This window comes from Rufibacter sp. LB8 (assembly GCF_014876185.1).
GTDB lineage: Bacteria > Bacteroidota > Bacteroidia > Cytophagales > Hymenobacteraceae > Nibribacter.
Genome location: NZ_JADALJ010000001.1, coordinates 1,530,757 through 1,549,482 on the forward strand (window position 1 = coordinate 1,530,757; position 18,726 = coordinate 1,549,482).

The 18,726-nt window shown below is 48.4% G+C and carries 17 protein-coding genes and 1 tRNA gene; 10 read left to right on the forward strand and 8 right to left on the reverse strand.

Annotation, left to right across the window (positions count from 1 at the left end; all coding sequences use genetic code 11):
* Positions 1–19: 19 nt before the first annotated feature.
* Positions 20–1,078 carry a DUF6687 family protein gene (locus tag IMY23_RS06600; RefSeq protein ID WP_192821323.1) on the reverse strand — a complete coding sequence of 353 codons (1,059 nt, stop codon included), beginning with the start codon at positions 1,076–1,078 and terminating at the stop codon, positions 20–22.
* A gap of 243 nt (positions 1,079–1,321) precedes the next feature.
* Between IMY23_RS06600 and sucC the strand changes: the two genes are divergently transcribed.
* Positions 1,322–2,521 carry an ADP-forming succinate--CoA ligase subunit beta gene (gene sucC / locus IMY23_RS06605; RefSeq protein WP_192821324.1) on the forward strand — a complete coding sequence of 400 codons (1,200 nt, stop codon included), beginning with the start codon at positions 1,322–1,324 and terminating at the stop codon, positions 2,519–2,521.
* 148 nt (positions 2,522–2,669) lie between these two features.
* Here the strand turns inward: sucC and IMY23_RS06610 are convergent, their stop codons facing one another.
* Positions 2,670–3,089, reverse strand: coding sequence for an organic hydroperoxide resistance protein (locus IMY23_RS06610; RefSeq protein WP_192821325.1), 420 nt, complete (start codon positions 3,087–3,089; stop codon positions 2,670–2,672).
* A 171-nt stretch (positions 3,090–3,260) separates the two neighbouring features.
* Here IMY23_RS06610 and IMY23_RS06615 point away from each other — a divergent pair.
* Together IMY23_RS06615 and IMY23_RS06620 are read left to right on the forward strand one after the other, a co-directional pair.
* Positions 3,261–3,332 (forward strand) — tRNA-Arg (locus tag IMY23_RS06615).
* Positions 3,333–3,599: 267 nt separating this feature from the next.
* The gene (locus tag IMY23_RS06620) at positions 3,600–4,682 is read left to right on the forward strand and encodes a type I restriction endonuclease (protein WP_192821326.1); all 1,083 of its coding nucleotides are present in this window, start codon (positions 3,600–3,602) and stop codon (positions 4,680–4,682) included.
* A gap of 129 nt (positions 4,683–4,811) precedes the next feature.
* On the opposite strand, the gene IMY23_RS06625 is transcribed toward IMY23_RS06620, so the two are convergent.
* Positions 4,812–5,222, reverse strand: coding sequence for a response regulator (locus tag IMY23_RS06625; protein WP_225986431.1), 411 nt, complete (start codon positions 5,220–5,222; stop codon positions 4,812–4,814).
* Positions 5,223–5,411: 189 nt separating this feature from the next.
* On the opposite strand from IMY23_RS06625, the gene IMY23_RS06630 reads away from it, so the two are divergent.
* From IMY23_RS06630 to IMY23_RS06640, 3 genes are all read left to right on the forward strand, one after another.
* Positions 5,412–5,663 (forward strand): hypothetical protein, encoded by a 252-nt coding sequence (locus IMY23_RS06630; RefSeq protein ID WP_192821328.1) that lies wholly within the window; start codon positions 5,412–5,414, stop codon positions 5,661–5,663.
* Between the two features lie 150 nt (positions 5,664–5,813).
* A complete protein-coding gene (locus tag IMY23_RS06635) occupies positions 5,814–6,368 on the forward strand; it encodes a hypothetical protein (protein ID WP_192821329.1) in 555 nt (184 codons plus the stop codon).
* Between the two features lie 442 nt (positions 6,369–6,810).
* Complete coding sequence (locus tag IMY23_RS06640) at positions 6,811–7,332, forward strand: hypothetical protein (protein WP_192821330.1); 522 nt, start codon at positions 6,811–6,813, stop codon at positions 7,330–7,332.
* A gap of 45 nt (positions 7,333–7,377) precedes the next feature.
* Here the strand turns inward: IMY23_RS06640 and IMY23_RS06645 are convergent, their stop codons facing one another.
* Complete coding sequence (locus IMY23_RS06645) at positions 7,378–8,508, reverse strand: PAS domain-containing sensor histidine kinase (RefSeq protein ID WP_192821331.1); 1,131 nt, start codon at positions 8,506–8,508, stop codon at positions 7,378–7,380.
* Between the two features lie 309 nt (positions 8,509–8,817).
* Here IMY23_RS06645 and IMY23_RS06650 point away from each other — a divergent pair, with 309 nt between their 5' ends.
* On the forward strand, positions 8,818–9,201 hold the full coding sequence (locus tag IMY23_RS06650; protein WP_192821332.1) for a response regulator: 384 nt from the start codon (positions 8,818–8,820) through the stop codon (positions 9,199–9,201).
* Positions 9,202–9,207: 6 nt separating this feature from the next.
* Here the strand turns inward: IMY23_RS06650 and IMY23_RS06655 are convergent, their stop codons facing one another.
* Positions 9,208–9,651, reverse strand: a complete 444-nt coding sequence (locus IMY23_RS06655; RefSeq protein ID WP_192821333.1) for a response regulator — start codon at positions 9,649–9,651, stop codon at positions 9,208–9,210.
* A gap of 252 nt (positions 9,652–9,903) precedes the next feature.
* Between IMY23_RS06655 and IMY23_RS06660 the strand changes: the two genes are divergently transcribed.
* Both IMY23_RS06660 and IMY23_RS06665 read left to right on the forward strand, forming a co-directional pair.
* Complete coding sequence (locus IMY23_RS06660; protein WP_192821334.1) at positions 9,904–11,118, forward strand: GAF domain-containing sensor histidine kinase; 1,215 nt, start codon at positions 9,904–9,906, stop codon at positions 11,116–11,118.
* Positions 11,119–11,635: 517 nt separating this feature from the next.
* A complete protein-coding gene (locus tag IMY23_RS06665; RefSeq protein WP_192821335.1) occupies positions 11,636–12,715 on the forward strand; it encodes a sensor histidine kinase in 1,080 nt (359 codons plus the stop codon).
* An 83-nt stretch (positions 12,716–12,798) separates the two neighbouring features.
* Here the strand turns inward: IMY23_RS06665 and IMY23_RS06670 are convergent, their stop codons facing one another.
* From IMY23_RS06670 to IMY23_RS06680, 3 genes are all read right to left on the reverse strand, one after another.
* On the reverse strand, positions 12,799–15,336 hold the full coding sequence (locus tag IMY23_RS06670; RefSeq protein ID WP_192821336.1) for a PAS domain S-box protein: 2,538 nt from the start codon (positions 15,334–15,336) through the stop codon (positions 12,799–12,801).
* Positions 15,337–15,761: 425 nt separating this feature from the next.
* The gene (locus IMY23_RS06675; protein ID WP_192821337.1) at positions 15,762–16,448 is read right to left on the reverse strand and encodes a TrkA family potassium uptake protein; all 687 of its coding nucleotides are present in this window, start codon (positions 16,446–16,448) and stop codon (positions 15,762–15,764) included.
* A 12-nt stretch (positions 16,449–16,460) separates the two neighbouring features.
* Positions 16,461–18,281 (reverse strand): TrkH family potassium uptake protein, encoded by a 1,821-nt coding sequence (locus IMY23_RS06680; RefSeq protein WP_192821338.1) that lies wholly within the window; start codon positions 18,279–18,281, stop codon positions 16,461–16,463.
* 141 nt (positions 18,282–18,422) lie between these two features.
* On the opposite strand from IMY23_RS06680, the gene IMY23_RS06685 reads away from it, so the two are divergent.
* The gene (locus tag IMY23_RS06685) at positions 18,423–18,719 is read left to right on the forward strand and encodes a hypothetical protein (RefSeq protein ID WP_225986432.1); all 297 of its coding nucleotides are present in this window, start codon (positions 18,423–18,425) and stop codon (positions 18,717–18,719) included.
* The last annotated feature ends 7 nt before the right edge of the window (positions 18,720–18,726 follow it).

Sequence of the window (18,726 nt, forward strand, 5' to 3'; positions counted from 1 at the left end):
GGCGAAAACGGAAACTGAGTTAGCTTTTTGAAAAGGCTTTTACCTCAGCCCACGTCCAGTATTTTTTGGGTGATATTCCGGCAAAAACCTTCTCAAAATAGGCCAGACACGTCTGCACGAAAACATCTTTGGAAATAGAAGACGGGTAAATTATTCTCTCCATGGGGTTGCCGTAGCGTTGGGCCTTGGTCAATTTTTCTTTCTGTAACCGCAATAAAGGCCCGGTATCTGTCACTCCGTCGGCGGACCATTTCTGGCCCTCCATCTCCAGTTGAGTTAATATTTGGGCCAAAGGACTAAGGTCAGGTCTGGGGAGCGTGGGGCGGCTGTGGAGATCCACCCAGGTGGTGTACTTGCATTCTACCTCGTATCGGTTTTGGTCATAGCAAGAGATGACAATGTCATAGCCAGCAGTTGGCCCGAAGAGCGCGTAATAATGCACCGGCTCTGGCGTTTCTATAATGATCACGCCTAAATCTTCCCTTTTTGTGAAGTGGGAATCAGGGCTGTGGATTTGACGGTAGCCTGCCAAAACTTGGTCATAGTCTGGCCTCCAGACGTGTTGCTGCGCCTCGGGGTTTTCCAACACCTGGGTAAAGGCTTCCAGGAAATAGTGAAATTTGGGAATAGAGGCTACTACTTCATTTTCCTCCAACTCCTCGGCCCCGAAGGGTGGATAAAAGCGGGCCTTCTCTTCGGCGTTTAGCCAACAAACCAGCTTTAAAGCTTTATCTACCACCGGATTGCTCAAATCCAACTCCCTGAAATCCCCGATGACGGCTACCTGCCGTAGCGTTTCTTCGTGCTGCAAAGCCAGTTCTGGATGAAGCAGGGCCCAGACGCCTACCAGCGCGTCAATGTCAAAATGGTTGGCGGTTACGTGTTGGTAATTCGGCAAGTCTGGCCAGTTCTGTTTAAGCGCCTGCAAGACCATGCCCGCGCTGGTATCTTCTCTGAGGGGCATTGGCGTGGGTGCCTCGCGCCAATGGGAAAGGACGAGTCCGTTGGGGTGAAAACTGTCTACCACCACCGCGGGCTGGTTTTTGACCTCAGGAAAAGGAAGATACGAGAAAGGCATGCGGCAAAGATAAGAATTGAGTCTTGAGTTCTGAGTTGGCGTACGTTGTGCGTTTTCGGGCTCCATTCTGGAAATGGAGCCAAAAACGCACTCTGTTTACGCACGCAACTCTGCTGCTGTATTCCGTATGAAAGACTCAGGACTCACCCCTCAGGACTCAGGACTAGCCACATCGTGGCCTTTGTTTTGAAAAGAGCCTTGAAAGCTTTACTTTCGTGCACCAAAAAACATCAACCTAACCTCATGAATATACACGAGTACCAGGCGAAAGACATTCTGAAACGCTACGGCGTTAGAATTCAGGAAGGCATTGTGGCCGAAACCCCTGAAGAGGCGGTAGCGGCGGCAAAGCGTTTAACCGAGGAAACCGGCACTGGCTGGCACGTAATCAAAGCCCAGATTCATGCGGGCGGCCGCGGCAAAGGCGGCGGGGTGAAACTGGCCAAAAACCTGGAGCAGGTGAAAGAAATTGCCGGCCAGATCTTGGGCATGCAACTCATAACGCACCAAACCGGCCCCGAAGGAAAGAAAGTAAATAAGGTATTGGTGGCCCAGGACGTGTATTACCCTGGTGACTCTGAGCCGAAAGAATATTACGTGTCTATCTTGTTAGATAGAGCAAAAGGCCAGAATGTGATCATGGCGTCTACCGAAGGCGGCATGGACATTGAAGAAGTAGCCGAGCACACGCCGGAGAAAATCTTCAAGGAGTGGATTGACCCAGCCGTTGGCCTTCGTCCGTTCCAGGCTAACAAAATTGCCTTTGCGTTTGGCCTGCAGGGCGAAGCGTTCAAAGAATTCACCAAGTTCCTGACCAACCTTTACAAGGCGTATCTGGACACTGACGCTTCTATGTTTGAGATCAACCCCGTGTTGAAGACTTCAGACAACAAGATTCTGGCCGTAGACGGTAAAGTAGACCTGGACGACAACGCCCTGTTCCGCCACAAAGACCTGGCTGACCTTCGCGACATCTTGGAAGAAGATCCTTTGGAAGTTGAGGCAAGCAAAAGCAACCTGAACTATGTAAAGCTTGACGGAAACGTAGGCTGTATGGTGAACGGTGCCGGTTTGGCCATGGCGACTATGGACATCATCAAGCTTTCTGGTGGTGAGCCTGCTAACTTCCTGGACGTAGGAGGTGGAGCCAACGCGCAGACCGTAGAGGCCGGTTTCCGGTTGATCTTGCAAGACCCTAACGTGAAAGCCATTTTGATCAACATCTTCGGGGGTATTGTGCGCTGCGACCGCGTTGCGAATGGTGTAGTTGAGGCTTACAAAAACATTGGTACTATTAACGTTCCCATCATTGTTCGTCTGCAAGGCACCAACGCTGAGGAAGGCGCTAGAATCATTGACGAGTCTGGCCTGAAAGTATTCTCTGCCGTGCTGCTGAAAGACGCCGCGCAGAAAGTATCTGAAGTATTGGCAGACGTGGCGTAAGTCAAACTGCAATCCATAAAAAAGCCTTCCTGAAAAATTCAGGAAGGCTTTTTGTTTTTGGCGTCATTTGAAATCCAGAGCCCGAAAACGGAAGAAAGAGAGCAGTGCTTTTCAATCTTTCCCCAACTTAGACTCTTGACTCTGGACTCTATTCCAGCACGTTCAGCTTCACGTCGATGTTGCCGCGGGTTCCCACAGAATATGGGCAAACTTCATGGGCTTGGGCTACCAGTTCTTCGGCTTTTGCTTTTTCCACGCCGTCCACTTTTACGTCTAGCTGCACGGCCAGGCCGAAGCGTCCGTCTTCAAACTGGTCAAGGCTTACGTGGGCGGTCACGGTTGAATTTTCGTCTAGCCTGATTTTCTGCTTGCCGGCCATCAGTTGCAGCGCACTCTGAAAACAGGCCGCGTAGCCTGCCGCAAACAGCTGCTCTGGGTTGGTGGCGTCGCCTTTGCCGCCCAGGCCCTCAGGCAGGCGTACGGGCATGTCAATGATACCGTCAGATGATTTCACTTGACCGTTGCGGCCGCCGGTGGCGGTTACTTGGGCGGTATACAATCTTTTCATAGCGTTCAATGTGTTTGGTTGCTACTTACGTAAACTGAATTTAAGCGGAAATGTTAGACAAGGCAGTCGGCAATTCCCGTTTTGGGGCTCATTTCTGGAAACGGGGCAAAAAACAGCGCTTCCCGCTTTTATACCACCCCGCGGTTTCCTACATTTGCACTCGCAATACCAGGCCGCGTAGTACAACGGATAGTATTGGAGTTTCCGAAGCTCTCGATCCAGGTTCGATTCCTGGCGCGGCCACAGTAAAGCCCCTTAGATGGATTCTAAGGGGCTTTTTTTATGAATTCCTGTCAACTAGAAGTATTTGGGATCCATTTACTCAATGTTTTCACATACAAGTATTCTAGTCCATCATTCCTAAGTAGGCTTATCTGAAATTTAATCTAAATTCAGAATGCTGTGGATTCATTTCTAAATCTATATATTGGGACTGTAATTCTACCAATAGCATTTAATATTATTCAATCATTTAGATAACTATTCCACAACTCTACTCTTTTATTTATCATGGATTTTCAAGACGTTATCAAAGCGTTAGGAGACAAAGTGTCTCGTATGCAGGAAAGTATTCAAACAGAGGAAGCAACCAAAATGGCGTTTGTAATGCCGTTTATTTCTGCCTTAGGTTATGACATATTCAACCCAATGGAAGTAGTGCCAGAATTTATTGCAGATTTAGGCATTAAGAAAGGAGAAAAGGTTGATTACTGCATTTTTATGGAGGGTAAGCCCACCATAATTATAGAATGCAAACATTGGAAAGAGAAATTAGACGTTCACAATTCCCAGCTGCACCGGTATTTCCACGTCACCACGTCTAAATTTGGGATACTCACCAACGGCATTATTTACAGGTTCTATACTGACTTAGTGGAGCCCAATAAAATGGATGATAAACCATTTTGGGAATTCAATATTACTGACTTACAAGAACAGACAATATTTGAACTTAAGAAATACCACAAGACCACTTTTAGTGTGGAGAATATTCTCAGTTCAGCCACAGAATTAAAGTACGCGAAGGAGATTAAAAAAATCATGTTGGAGGAACTGGCTAATCCTTCAGAGGCCTTTGTAAAACATTTCGCAAGGCAAATTATATCTGGGCAAATGACAGCTAAGGTGTTGGAGCCTTTTAATAGCTTAGTTAAGCGGGCCCTTAATCAGCTTATCAGTGACATGATCAGCGACAGGCTTAAGAATGCATTAGCCTCTGAAGAAGACCGTTCTTCCATACAAGCGAGAGTTGTAGAAGACACAACGGTACAACCTGTCAATGTAGAGGCGGCCAGCAAAGTGGTGACCATAGAATTAGAAAAAGAAGCTTTCTACATCGTTCGCTCTATTCTTAGAACAAAGATTGATGCCAACCGCGTCACGCACAGAGATACGCAAAGCTATTTCGGCATTCTTCTGGATGACAATAATAGAAAGCCTATTTGCCGGCTTTATCTGGAAGGAAATAAAAAGATAATCTCTCTTCTAGACGATGCTAAAAAAGAAATGAGACATGAAATTCAAACCCTGGATGATATTTATGCCCATGCTGAGCATCTAATTAATACCGCGCTCAGTTATGACAACAAATGAGTTCATTAAAAACTAAAAATGGCAATCCCTCAGAAATTTAAAACTCCTGAGGGATTGCCATTTTTATTCCTGTCAACTTATAAACTTAGAGATGAATTTCATCTCCTACATGAACTTTACCACAACGGTTTAATCGTGCAGGCATCTTTCACGGCAGGCGTCCAGGAACTCAGTGAGTTTTTCATCGGTGAGCGGTTTTCCCAGGTAACCGTCCACGCCCAGCATATCGGCGCGCTTGATGTCATATTCGTTCTGTGAAGACGTGAGCATGGCCACCAGCGGCTTGGGGTTCAAGGGCAACCCCTGCATGGCTTCCACAAACTGGAACCCGTCCATGACTGGCATTTTCACGTCCACAATGATTAGGCTGGGGGTGGCTTCTTTGTAGAAAGGGTCAGAACAGGCGGCCTGCAACTTGCTGATGGCCTCAAAACCGTTCTGGGCGGTCATTATCTGTTCTGTGATATTCTGCCTTTTCAGCACATTGCGCGCCACATACAGGGCGGTGGGGTCATCATCTATTAATAATACGGATTTCAAAAAGATCATGCTATGTAAGAATGCTATAAAGTTAGGGGTTTACTCCAAACTGGGGGTTTAAGGTTGTGTACTATGTGAAAATATTTTACCCAAAAATAATATTTTTCACCGCCTGACGGTATAAATTGCCTTTATCAACTGTAACTCCTGTTTTTACATGGCTTTCAAGCCAACATCTTTTCCAAATCTATGAACGTCTTAACCCTCAACCTCACAGATACTGTGAAAATAGAAGTTGACAATTCCTTCACCGGCCAGGAAACCATTAAATACAACGGCGAGGTGGTGTCTGAAAAGAAGTCGCTGCTGGGCCATAACCACCAGTTTGAACGCGAGGAAAATGGCGAAGTAGTTCATTATGAAGTACGCATCAGCATAAAGCACCTCACCCGCGTGGGCATTGACATTTACCGAAACAACAAGGTAATCTTGCTTAGCTAGCTACTTAACCGCTAAATACTTAAGAAATTATTTTCAAGACACCATGTGCTGATGGACCTAACCGGCAGCTGGCGGGCCATAAACTTTTGGGTCCTGAAAACGTAAGCACCGTTGCTGGCAGCCTTGCCAGGTTCTAACGATGCCCCGCGTATGAAAAGTATTCTTTTGGTTCTGGGTTTTCTGGTCATCGGTCTTTCGGCGCAAGCCCAGGAGTTTCCGGTAGATGGCAAGAAAGGCGACATTGTCTACAAAGGCGCTAAGCGCGACACAGCCAAAATTGAGTATGACCTTAAACCGAAGGTGAAAGAATGGCTCAAGACCAACCTGCAGGGCAAGTCCAAGAACTTTGTGTATGTGCCAGACAAGAACATGTACACCGGCACCGTGTACACCGTCCTGAAGTACAAAGACAAGTTGGGCAAGGAGCAGAAATTCCCTTTGTACTTCACCATGAACATTCACTTGGTGGAGAGCGCCCTGCTCAAAGAAACCACCTATAAATATGAACTTGTGGACTTTGACATTCTGGGAAAGAAGCGCAAATATTACCCAGCGGAGCGGCTCCTGCTCAAAGGGGAAGACGAAGACAAAGACAACCTTCCCGCAGAGCACCTGCACGACCTCAAAACCCAGGCCGTCACTTTCATAGAAACGCTCCTAGCCGATTTCCACCAAAGCATGCTGTCTGGCTTGGCCTCCAGATAAAATTCGCCCACCCGTTTTTCCTGCCTTCCGTTTTAGGGCTCATTTTCAGAAATGAGCCCTAAAACAGAAGGCAGACTTTTTTTTGGGCTCCTCTGTTAAGTAGAATAAGCACGTCCTCACGCAGTTACTTTAAAGCCACTTGGTCCACCTCCGCTGCTATTCCTAGGCCACGCCTCTACACAACCAAAAAGCTTTGGCAATTTTCTTTTACTATATAGAATTTTGGGTTGCTTTCTTTCTTTATCTTGGCAGGTGAATTAAGCCTTACCTACGCAGGGAAACCATACATTTTGGCCAGTTATTTTAACGGAAGCTAAAGTCACCAACCTTTACTGCTCCCTGTTTTCCTTTTTATTGAAGCCTTTTGCGCTTCTCTTATTTTTTACTATATATTCTATACCACCTAGCCTAAACCTATTCCATACTTTTACTTTCTACCGTCATGACTGTTTCTATCAATGTCCCCTTGCGGGTAAAGCATTTTAATGCCCAAATCAAGCACCAAGATGGCAAAGTCAGGTTCAGCCGCGCGCTGGGCAATGACCGTGGCAACCCTAGAAATTACACTTCTATTTTGTTGGAGAATGCCCTTGCCCAAAATGCGTTCCTGGAGACTGAAGAGAAAGACGCCCGGCTTTACCAGCTAAACCAGGCTGGGGTCCAAATTCTGCTGGCCGATGCGCAAAACTATCTTTACCTGCTTTTTTACCTGGCCCATGAGCGTGACCAGAAACTGCTGCAAGCCAAACAGGCCGAAAAACTGAGAATAAAGCAGGAAAAGGAAAAAGCCAGAGCCGCCAGAAACAAGCCTGCCACCTTGACCGTTTTACACTTCAACCACGAACAATATGAGGAAACGGCCCACCCACCGGTGCTGGAGAAAGTGGTAGGGTTTGAGTTGATTGAAGAAGACGGCGTGACCAAACTGAAAGGCACCAACTTTGTGATTTCCAAGTTCTTGTAATCCCCGCCCCTTTCCAATTATTTTACGTGAGCAAAGCCTGGCGCGCTAGTCCTTTGGTATCTCCACAAACACCGTGGTGCCCTGGCCTTCCTGGCTTTCTACCCATACCTGGCCTTTGTGCAGTTCCACTATGGTCTTGATGATAGACATACCCAGGCCCACGCTCTTCTCCCCTTTCAGGCCTTCGCGCCTGGCCTTGGTAAACTTATCAAACAGGGCTGGTTTCAGGGCGTCTGGAATGCCAATGCCGTTGTCCTGCACTTCGATCAACACCTTGTTGCCTTGGTCTTGGGCACTCACAGTAATATTTCCATGGTCTGGGGTGAACTTAATGGCGTTGGAAACTAAGTTATTGAGCACCTGCATGAACTTCATGACGTCTATGTACACATACAATGGCTCTTGGGGTAGGTCCATGCTGAAGTTCTTGGCAATCAAAGGCCGCCCCAACTTTACATAATTCTCCACCATAATGCCAATGCGTTGGCTCAGGTTCACGCGCTCTTTGTGCAGCACCACCTGCGCAGACTCCAGAAACTCATTGTCAATGAAATCTCTGATGATGTCTGAGCCTTTCTGCGCATTCTCTTTGATGTACTGGATGAGGTCAGAGGCTACCCCGTCTTTGCTTTGCAGTTCCTGCTCCAGCATCTCCACCATGCCCTCAATGTTGGTGAAAGGCGCCGCCAGGTCATGCGAGAGAATCTCCAGGGTGGAGTTCTTTTTGGAGTTGAACATGAGAATATTTTTAAGGTATTCTTTGTCTTTAGTGACATCTTCAGCGAAGCCGGCTATGTAGCGCCCTTTTTCCTCCAGCACCTGCGTGCTAAGGCAAATCCATTTGGTGGACCCGCTGGGCATTTGCAGCCGAAGTTCTGTTCCTTTCAGCACTTTCTGGTCCAGCAGTTTGGCATATTGGTCATAGGCAAAGGCCTTGTCTTCTTCATGCACAAAGGGCAGCACCAAGGTAGGGGTTACTAAAAAGTCCTCGGCCTCAGGCCCAAATAAATCCACAAACGCTTTGTTAAGGTAGAGGAACCTGCCTTCTTCCACGTTGTATACAAAATACGCCTGCCCAAAGCTCTCCGCCACTTTTTCTACCAACGCGGCTCCTTTTGAAAATGTGTTCTCTTCCATCTGCATTCCTTCTTTGACGGTGGTTGGCCTGGTGGCCATTATGTTAGTATTTATGTATAGAGCTATTACTATTTACTTTGGACTAAGGTTTTAGCGATAAGTTTGGAAGGTGTTGCAACCGCAAGGTCTTGCCAACAATGATTAACAGAAATTCAGGAAATTGGTTCTATCTTTTTCCCCGGTTTTCAACTTACAAGAGCACTGATTTTTTAGTTATAAGCCAAGATAGAACAGCACTAATACCATGCTTTATAGGGAATAAGTCTAGGTAAATAAGTACTTTTGTTTTCACCCCCAATAATCCTTTTTATGTTATCAGCCCCAAAGTTACCTACGTTTCAAAAAGATTTGGGAGACATCTTAGTGATTGATGACGACGCCTCCAGCCTTTTCCTAATCCAGGACCTTCTGACTTCCATGGGTTTGGGCGATAAGGTAACCGTGGCCACCAATGTCTCTGACGCGCTTTCGCTGGTGCAGAACCGCATAGGCACCGCTCAATTCCCTGATCTGGTGTTGCTGGATATTAGAATGCCTGAGACTGATGGCTTCGCGTTTCTGGAAAAGTTGAAAACGTTGTCTTGCGCGCCACACCCAGATCCCAAAGTGGTGATTCTAAGTTATTACGGCAACAGAAAATACCAGGAACAGGCAGAGCAGTATCAGGTAACCGCTTATTTAAAAAAACCACTCACCCGCGAGAAAGTCCTGGATATTATCAATTTGAGCTAATTATATTTACACTGCACTTTCATAATTCAACTCGCCGGGCTGTTGCAGAAAATGCGTTTCCATTAAAGTATTCAGCTTTTCTTTGTTGAGGGGTTTGTTCAGGAAGCCTCCTAGTTTATAAGATTGGGCCTGCAGTATATCTGTGGGACTGGCAGAGGTGGTCAGTAACACCACAATGGGTTTTTGGCGTGTAGGCCAGGTAATGTCTTCAAATTCCCTCAAAAATTCAAAGCCATCCATCACGGGCATTTTAATATCTAAGAGAATAAGTTGAGGGCAGTTCTGGGGCGTGAACGTCAGGCAGTGTTCCTGAATCAGGTCAAGCGCCTGCCTGCCATTCTGGGCCACCAATACCTGTTCTGCGCAATCCAGTTTCTTGATCACCGTCTGGCTTATGAAATTGGCAGACTGGTCATCGTCAATTAACAATATGCAGTTCAATCTATCCATTGCATGCCTGTTAAATCAATTCAGCGCGTTTCTGTCTTTTAAAAAAATAAAGAACCAAGCGCGCCTTCTTAAATTAATACTGTTTCTAGCGCTATTCTGTTGCCCAAAAGCCACTTTTAAAGGGTAAAAATTTTAGAAAAGTCAGGTTTTTCTCTCCAAAACGGTGAGGTACAGGGCTAACCGAAAAAACCCCATATATTTGTACTGCTCCCCCACCTTGCCATCTCAAACATCACCAGTAAAACACGTGCCATGCAATTTCCCCAGATCCCTGACAATGAAGCCCAGCGGTTAGACGCCTTGCATAGCTATAAAGTGCTGGACACGCTGCCTGAGAAAGACTTTGATGAACTCACCAAAATAGCCTCCACGGTCTGCGGCACGCCCATCTCGTTGATCACGCTGGTTGACACGGAGCGGCAATGGTTCAAATCTGCCTTCGGGCTGGCGGTGAAGGAAACCAAACGCGACCTGGCCTTCTGCGCGCACACCATCAACACGCCCCATGAAGCGTTTATAGTGCCAGATGCTACCCTTGATGTCCGTTTTCATGACAACCCGTTGGTGGTGGGCGGACCGCGCGTGATTTTCTACGCCGGCATTCCCTTGAATTCGCCGGACGGGTATTCACTGGGCACGCTCTGCGTCATTGACCACCAACCCAAGCAGATTTCCCAGGCACAGATTGAGGCGTTGCAGGCCCTAGCCAACCAAGTTGTGGGGCAATTGGAGCTCCGCAAGAAAAACCGCGAGTTGGAACATTACAACCGCGAGTTCAGCATCATCAACCGCAACTTGTCTGAGTTTTCTTACAGAGTGTCGCATGATTTGAAGACGCCTTTGCGCGGCATCACCAACCTGTCTGAGTGGCTTCTGGAAGAGCACGCCGCCAACTTAAACCAGGAAGGTGCCCATTACCTTTCCTTGATCCATTCCCGGTCTTTGCAGCTGCATAACTTGATTGATGGCATCTTGCAATACTCACGGGCTTCGTCTATCAGGGTGTCGTTCTCAGAGGAAGTGGATCTCACGGTTTTGCTGGAGGAAGTGCTGGACCATTGCGGCCTTCCCAGTCATTTTACGGCCACTTACCCCAAAGACCACCCCACGGTCACCACGTTTAGAATAGGGTTGTACCAGATTCTGCAGAACCTCATTGCCAACGCCATCAAGTACAATGACAAAGTCCAAGGCCGGCTCAGCGTGGATTTCCAGCCACAGGCGCATGGCTTCTCATTGGCGGTGACAGACAATGGGCCCGGCATACCGCTGGCGTACCGCGAAAAAGTGTTTCATCTGTTTGAGACGCTGGGCACCAAGGCAGAACTGGCCGACGGCAGTGTGGGCGTTGGCCTCGCCACCGTAAAGTCGCTCACGGAGCGCATGCACGGCACCATCCAAATCATTGACACGCCGCAAGATGAGCCGGGCACCTGTTTCCTGCTTCAATTCCAACTGCAGCCTTAACATAAAGTGGAGCACCGTTTGGCCTTCCGTTTTTGGCCTCATTTCCTGAAATGAGGCCAAAAACGGAAAGAACCTGGCGCGCTGCATTCAAACCTGCAGATTTTGCGTACATTGGGGCAACATGAACCATTAAACCACTTGTGTTATGGCAAAAGGAAAATCGCCCTCCAAAGAAAAAGGCAAAAAGGAACCCGCTAAAAACTTAAAAGAAAAACGCGCCGAAAAACAGCAAAAACGCGACTCTAAAAGAGATTAATACCACCTTGCCCAGCAAAAGAAAGTGCCCAACGGAGGATTTCCTGTTGGGCACTTTCTATTTATGGCATCGGCTTTCTTTCAGGCAGCATTCCTGTTTTCGGGCTCATTTCCAGAAATGAGCCCGAAAACAGGAATGCCTTCTCAGAATAGCCTGGAAACCATTTTCTATGCAAGGCAACAAAGCCAAGCCAACAAAATCTGGCAAGAGAGAGTACGTACAATCAACTTGTAATTAAGGATTTTCACAGTTAAGATGGCCATGGACTTACGTATCATTGAGCAGATTGGCAAAAACAGCGATAAAGCATTTTTCTTTTATCTGGTGCAAGAAAAACGGTTCTCATACTTAAACCAATCCGCAGCCCAGATAAGCGGCCTGGCTTTAGAAGAAATCCAGAATTACCCCAATAGGTTGGCGGCCTTGGTTCACCCTACAGATCTTGAGGTAGCCTTCAGCAAGTTTAACCTGCTCCTAGCCGGTGAGCGGCAGGAACACCTCACCCTTCGGCTGCAGGCGCCACAAAACCAGCTGAGAACCATTAAGATAGACGCCTACCCGGTAACAGATGAAGCTGGCCAACTTTTCGCCCTGACCGGCATGGCCGAAGACACCTCCGTGCAAACCCAGCAGGAAATCTACCTGAAAGAATTCGCCCATAAGAAAAACAGCGCGCTGGAGATTGTGGCCCATGACCTGCAAGGCCCCATGTCTGTGATGAACAACATTGCCGCGCTCATGGCGCATGACGTGCAGGAGAAACTCTATGATGAACTCAGTACCTACACCGCCCTCATTCAGCGTGCCTACAAAGACAGCTCTGATTTAATTTCATCTGTTTTGAGCGATGAACACTTGAAATCACCGTTGGTGTTGGTGAAAAAGGAACGTTTCAACGCCGTGGAGAAAGTGCGGGACGTGATGGAGAATTACCGGCTGGCCCCCAACATTGACACGGCCCTGCACTTAACGCCCGAAGCCGGCACGGTGGCTGTGACCCTGGATGAAGTCAAATTCATGCAGATCATCAACAACCTCATCTCCAATTCCATCAAGTTCACCCCAGCCCAAGGCCAGATTCACATTACGGTGGAAGAAATAAATGGCCACTGCCGAATCACGCACCAGGACAACGGCATCGGGATTCCGGCGGAATTGCAGCCCTATATCTTTGAGAAACACAGCCGCGCCTCAAGGCCCGGGCTCAAGGGCGAAAAGTCCACAGGCATCGGGCTTTCCATTGTGAAAGAGCTGGTGGAGATACAAGGAGGCAGAATCTGGTTTGAAAGCGTGGAGAACCAAGGCAGCACTTTTTTCCTCACCTTCCCGCTGGGCAACTAAACGCGCTTTTCTTAACGTTCCGTTTTCGGACTCATTTCCAGAATGGAGCCCAAAAACGGAAACCGTGCTCTTTTTTCTTCGGTTTACTTAAGGTAGATGATGAAATGGGCGCCTTTGTTAGGCGAACTGCTCACTTCAATTCTGCCGTTCATGGTTTCTACGTGGGTTTTCACCAGGAACAGGCCAATGCCCCGGCCCTTTTTGTTTCTATGGAACCGCTTGTACAGCCTGAACACGTCTGGCCCGGCCTTTTTCATGTCAAAGCCGGTGCCGTTGTCACTGAACGTGATGACCGTGCCGTGCTCCGTCGTCCCGAAGACCCTGATCTTAATTTTCAGCTGTTCTGATTCTTGCCGGTATTTAATGGCGTTGGAGAACAAGTTGTAGAAAATGCTGTACAGGTAGGCCCGGTTGGCATACAAACTGATGCCCGGCTGAATGTCATACTCCACCTGCCCCTGGCACTGCGCCAAGGCTTCCTCATAATTGAGCAGCGCCTGCTTACAGACATCGGCCAGGTCTACGGTTTCCTTTTCCAGCACCTCGCGGTTGTCTCTAATGGAGAGAATCATGTTGAGGTCACGCAGCACGGTGTCTAGTTTAAACACGCTTTTCTTGAGGTTGGCCAAGGAGACATCAAAATTCACTGAGTCCTTGTCAATCTTGGTGAGCAGATCTGCCAGGCCCATGGCGTTGGCCACCGGCGCCCTTAGGTTGTGTGACACAATGTACGTGAACTGCTGCAGGTCCCGGTTCTGGAGGTAGAGGTCTTTGGTCATCTCCAGCTGGCGCTGCTCGTTTTCCTTCCGGAGGGTGATGTCTTTCTGAATGGCGATGAAGCGCGTGATTTTGCCGTTTTCATGAAAGATGGGCGCAATGTCCATAGACACCCAGAACCGTTCGCCGTTTTTCCGGTAATTCACCAAGGTGGCGTTGAACGGAATGGCTTGTGCCAGCTTTTCTCTGATGACCGCAACGGTTTCTGGGTTGGTGTCCTCGCCTTGCAAGAGCTTGCCCGGTTTCTGGCCGGTCAGGTCTTCCAGCGTGTAGCCCGTCATTCTGGTAAACCCTTCATTCACCCATTCTGTGTAGCCATTACTGTCTGTGATGACCACGCCGTTGGTGGTTTTACTGGCCACCAGAGAGAGTTTCTCCAGTTCCTGCTGGGCGGCCACGCGCTCAGACACATCTGTGAAGTACACAGACAAACCATCAGTAGACGGGAACATCTTAACCCCTAACCATTTCTTTTGCGGTGGATAATATTCCTCAAAGTACCCAGCCGCGCCCGTGTTGACTGCCTGGTGGTAATTCTCCCAAAACTGGCCGCCTACTGCCTCCGGGTAGGCTTCCCACAGATTCTGACCCAATCTCTCCTCTCGGTTAAGGCCCAGCATGCGGTCGCATTCTTTGTTGATGAACAGGTAATTCCCTTTCGCGTCCAGCAGAAAATACGCGTCTGTAATGCTTTCCAGCACATTCCGGAGCTTTTCGGTCTGCTGGTTAATAATCCGCTGCGCCACCACTGCCTCGGTGATGTCTTTGACCATGGTATGTACGGCAGACACCTTGCCCTCTATAACCACCGGAATTTTGGTGATGTGCAGCACTTGTTCCCCTGTCTTGTTGGGGATGGCGATCTCATAGTTAACTGTTTTGCCGGTGAAGGCCTCCTGAAGTTTCGCCAGGCACAGCGGCACCACAGAGGCAGGCAGGTACGCAGACACGTGCTGGCCTATCACCTCTGCTTTGGAAGCCAGCCCAAAAACCTGCAAGAAGGAGGGGTTTGCGTCTAAAATAGTACCGTCTTCCTTTTCAATGATGATGACGTCTGGGTTGTTCTCAAACAGCGCCTGGAACCGCCGTTCAGTTTCCTCTAGCTTAAATGAGCTGCTACGCCGTTCAGTGATTTCGCGGGAGTTCAAGACGATGCCCAGCACCCCGGGCGTCTGCAGATGATTGACGCCAAGGGTCTCCACCCATTTCCAGTCACCGTTTTTGCTTTTGAACCGAACCTCTGGTATGAAAATCTGGCGGCGCTCCATAACTTCCAACAAGTGGTTTTGGGCCAGCGCCAAATCTTCTGGGTGAATATATTCCAGCACATGACTTCCTATCACTTCATGGGGAGCATAGCCCAGCAATTTTTGGGTGCCCCCGCCAGAATACAGGAAGTAGCCCTGGGCGTCTAACACAGCCAGCAAATCTGAGCCGTTTTCTATGAGGGCTTGGTGCCAGGCGTTGGGCAACTGCGCCGGATGCAGGTCACTGGAGTCTGCTACCTTGCCCAGGCAAAAATACCCCGCCTCTCCAGAGAGTTTTTCCAGGGTAAAATGTACAGCAACCGGTTGGCCTTGTTTGGTTATGAAAGAAAGGTCTGCGGAAATTGGTTCTGACTTTTGGCTGGCGTTTGTCAGCAACAGACAAACCTCCATCTTTTGGGCAGGCACTACCAGGTCAGAAAGGTGTCCTAAGCTGAGTTCTACCTTGGTATAACCCAGGCGCTGTGCCATGGTTGTCCCAATCTGCTGCAACTCGCCTTTCAGCCCAATGGTACAAATCAAATCTGACGAAGTCTCGAACACTACCCCCAGTATCTGATGCTGCCGGACATCTATCACCTTAATTTCCTATTTTAGTTTTTGCCTAGTTAGCATGCGCTTCACCAAAAATAGAAAACCAATTGTATAGTGTTACTATAAAAACTTAATAAAATGAATTATTCCTCTTTTATTCTAGTATTTATTTAAGAATTACAATTTTGCAGACAATATGGGGTTTACAAACAGCCTTTTATTTAACATAAATCAAACTGGTTTAAATCACACCATTTATAGCACAAGACATTTATAACGAAACCAATTTTGATTTTAAACTCAGGAAAAGAGTAGAATTGTTTCCAATAAAATCTGGAGCCATCTTATTATCATCAGGCTCAGAATTTGAAATGAAACAGGCATAAACGAGAATTCCGTTTTGGGGCTCATTTCTGGAAATGAGCCCCAAAACGGAATTTCAATGGAATTTAACTCAGATATGGATTTCCCTACCGCTCGTGTAATAGACGGTCAATGTCCTGTATTTTTCCGAAGACTACCAGAATATCATTGGCCTCAAAAACGGTTTCGCCGCTCACTACCCCCAAAACGGATGGTGTTGTATGCGTATTCCCGAAAAGGTTCTTCTTCTCCTTCTGCCGGAGAATAGTGAGCACGTTCACCTGGTAGCGGGCCCTGAAATCTGTCTGCGCAATGGTTTTGCCCACGTATTGCTCCGGCACGGTGGCCTCAATAATGTTGTAGCCTTCGGCCAGGTCAAAGGAGTCAATCACGCCGCGCATCTCCAGCTTTTTGGCCAGGCGCTCGGCACTTTCCTGTTCTGGTCGTATGATCTGGTCCACGCCAATAGCCTCCAGCACGGTCTGGTGCAGCGGCGAAATGGCCCGGCTCATCAGGCGCTTCACGCCCAGCTGCTTAAATATGGCCGTAGCCATCACAGACGCGCCAAAGTCTTCGCCAATGCCTACCAACACCACATCGGTGTCGGCGGTGGGCAGCGTGGCCAGTGACTGGAAATCGCTGGCGTCTAAACAGACCGTGTGCGTGACCAGGTTTTTGTACTGCTCTACTTTCTGCATGTCTTTATCCACGGCAATAACTTCATGCCCCATTTCAGTGAGCCGCATGGACAATGATGACCCAAAATATCCTAAACCGATGATGATGTAGCGCATGTGCCTATAAAATTAGGTGATAATAATGGTTTCCTGCGGATAGCGGTACCGCAGCGTAGATACTTTCTGGAGCACGCCAATAATCAAGGTGAGGGTACCTACCCGGCCCAGAAACATAGTCACAATCAACACAAATTTGCTGGCCGCACTCAGGTCTCCGGTAATGCCCATGCTCAAACCAACCGTGCCAAAGGCCGAGAAACTTTCAAATGCCACGGCACTCAGTTCCAACTTCGGGTCAAAAATGGTGATCAGGAACACTGAGGCGCCAATGACCAGCAAAGAAAGGAACATAACCGTAAACGCCTTGTATACAGATGCTTTCTCTATCTCGCGGCGGTATACCTCTACGCGGTCGCGGCCGCGGGCCAGGTTCACAATAGTCAGGATAGCCACCGCAAACGTAGTGGTTTTAATACCGCCTCCCACAGAGGCCGGCGAGGCGCCCACCCACATCAAAAGCAGATAAAGCAGAATGGTGGGGGCCGCCAGTTGGGCCATATCTACCGTGTTAAAACCAGCCGTACGCGGTGTAACAGACCCAAAAAACGCTCCTACTATTTTCCCGCCCAAGCTGTGTTCAGCCAGCGTGTTAGAGTACTCCAATAAAAAATATACCACCATGCCAAACACCAACAAGGCGCTGGTGGTCACCAAAACCAGTCGGGTGTTCACGTTAAGAAGTCTGGAGTGATTCAAGAATTTTTTACCTGTGACCTTATAATAACCCCGAATCACAGAATGTCTTAGGTACCGGTAAAGGTTGAACACAATAGGAAATCCCAGACCGCCCATAATCACCAAAAAAGAAATAACTACCTGCAACGGGTAATTGAACCGAAGAATAGGGTCATATAACCCTAAGGTCAACGTAGAAAAGCCGGCATTACAGAAAGCAGAGACCGCATGGAAAATAGCAAAACTCATCTTGTCCACCAGCAAGGCGTCTGGCACCGGGGCAATGGCCCAATACACCAGCAAAGCACCCAGCAACTCAATACCTACCGTAAGGCTGACAATCTTGAAAAGCGTGTTAGTGATTTGGCCCAGGTTGTCCTCATTTAGCCAATCTTTCATGAACAGGCTGCCTTTAAGCGATGACCCCTGGAAGAAGATTCCGAAGAAACTGGCAAAGGTCATAATGCCCAAGGCCCCAATCTGGACCAGGATAAGAATGATTACCTTGCCCGTGGGCGTGAACACCGTAGCCGTGTCTACTACAGCCAGGCCAGTAACACAGACTGCACTGGTAGACGTGAAAAACGCATCAATGAACGAAATGGGCAGGTACGTGGCCTGGGGCAACATAAGCAAAGCCGTACCAATACAAATTAGGAAAAGGAAGCTGAGCAAGAACAGCTGGGCCGGGTTAAAGCTGGTTCTATAGAACAGAAGCGTCTTTTTGGAGAGCTCCACCAGAAACACGTAGAAAATCACGAAGTACACCAGCTGTTCACTGTCAAAAAACTGCAGCAGCGTGCTGGCACTGGTCAGGTGGTTCTGCATGATGAACCGCGCCACCAACGCCACCAGCATGAAACACAGCAGCACTCCCTCAAAAATAAGCGAGGGACGTCTTGTGCCCAGGCGCAGCAAGGCCAGCGTGCGCAGGGCCAGGCTCACCAACACCACCAAAAAGAAGCCGTGGTAGAAGTAATGCAGCAACCTGGGCACGAACGGAGCATGCTCAAAACCAATATCAAACAAAAACACCCCAACACCCAACAGGCTAAGCCAGAACAGCAGGGCATCTAGGCCGGCCACCAACTTAGAAGGCTGCGCCAAGGCCGCCCTGAACCTGGACTCTGATGGATTCTCTTTCTTGTCTTTCATGCAAAAAGCTGTGCCGGCGCAAACCAGCAAGCGGCCCCAGTGGCGGCACTTACCTGGTCAGGCAAATGTAAGCAAAGCAGAACATTTTTTAGCTAGCAAAGTACTTACAAGAAAACAGACCTTACTAACCAGCCAACACCCATGGATACGTATAACCTCAAACCAGAGAACATGCGGGCCCCGGCCCACCTCAACGCCCAGGAAGTAAAGAAGAGCCTGGAGGAACTGGATTCCAAAATCAAAGTGCTGCAAGCCAAGCTCAACGGCACCACCGCAGATTCCAACCACACGTTCCATGAGCACATTGCGGCCCTGGAGGCCAAACGCGCCTTGATCGCACAGAAACTGGACGGCTCAGAAACAGCTTCTGACAGCGCCTGGGCCGAGATAAAACGCCACGTGGAAGAACTGGCAGAGAGTGTGAAAAAACTTTTCTAACATTTCT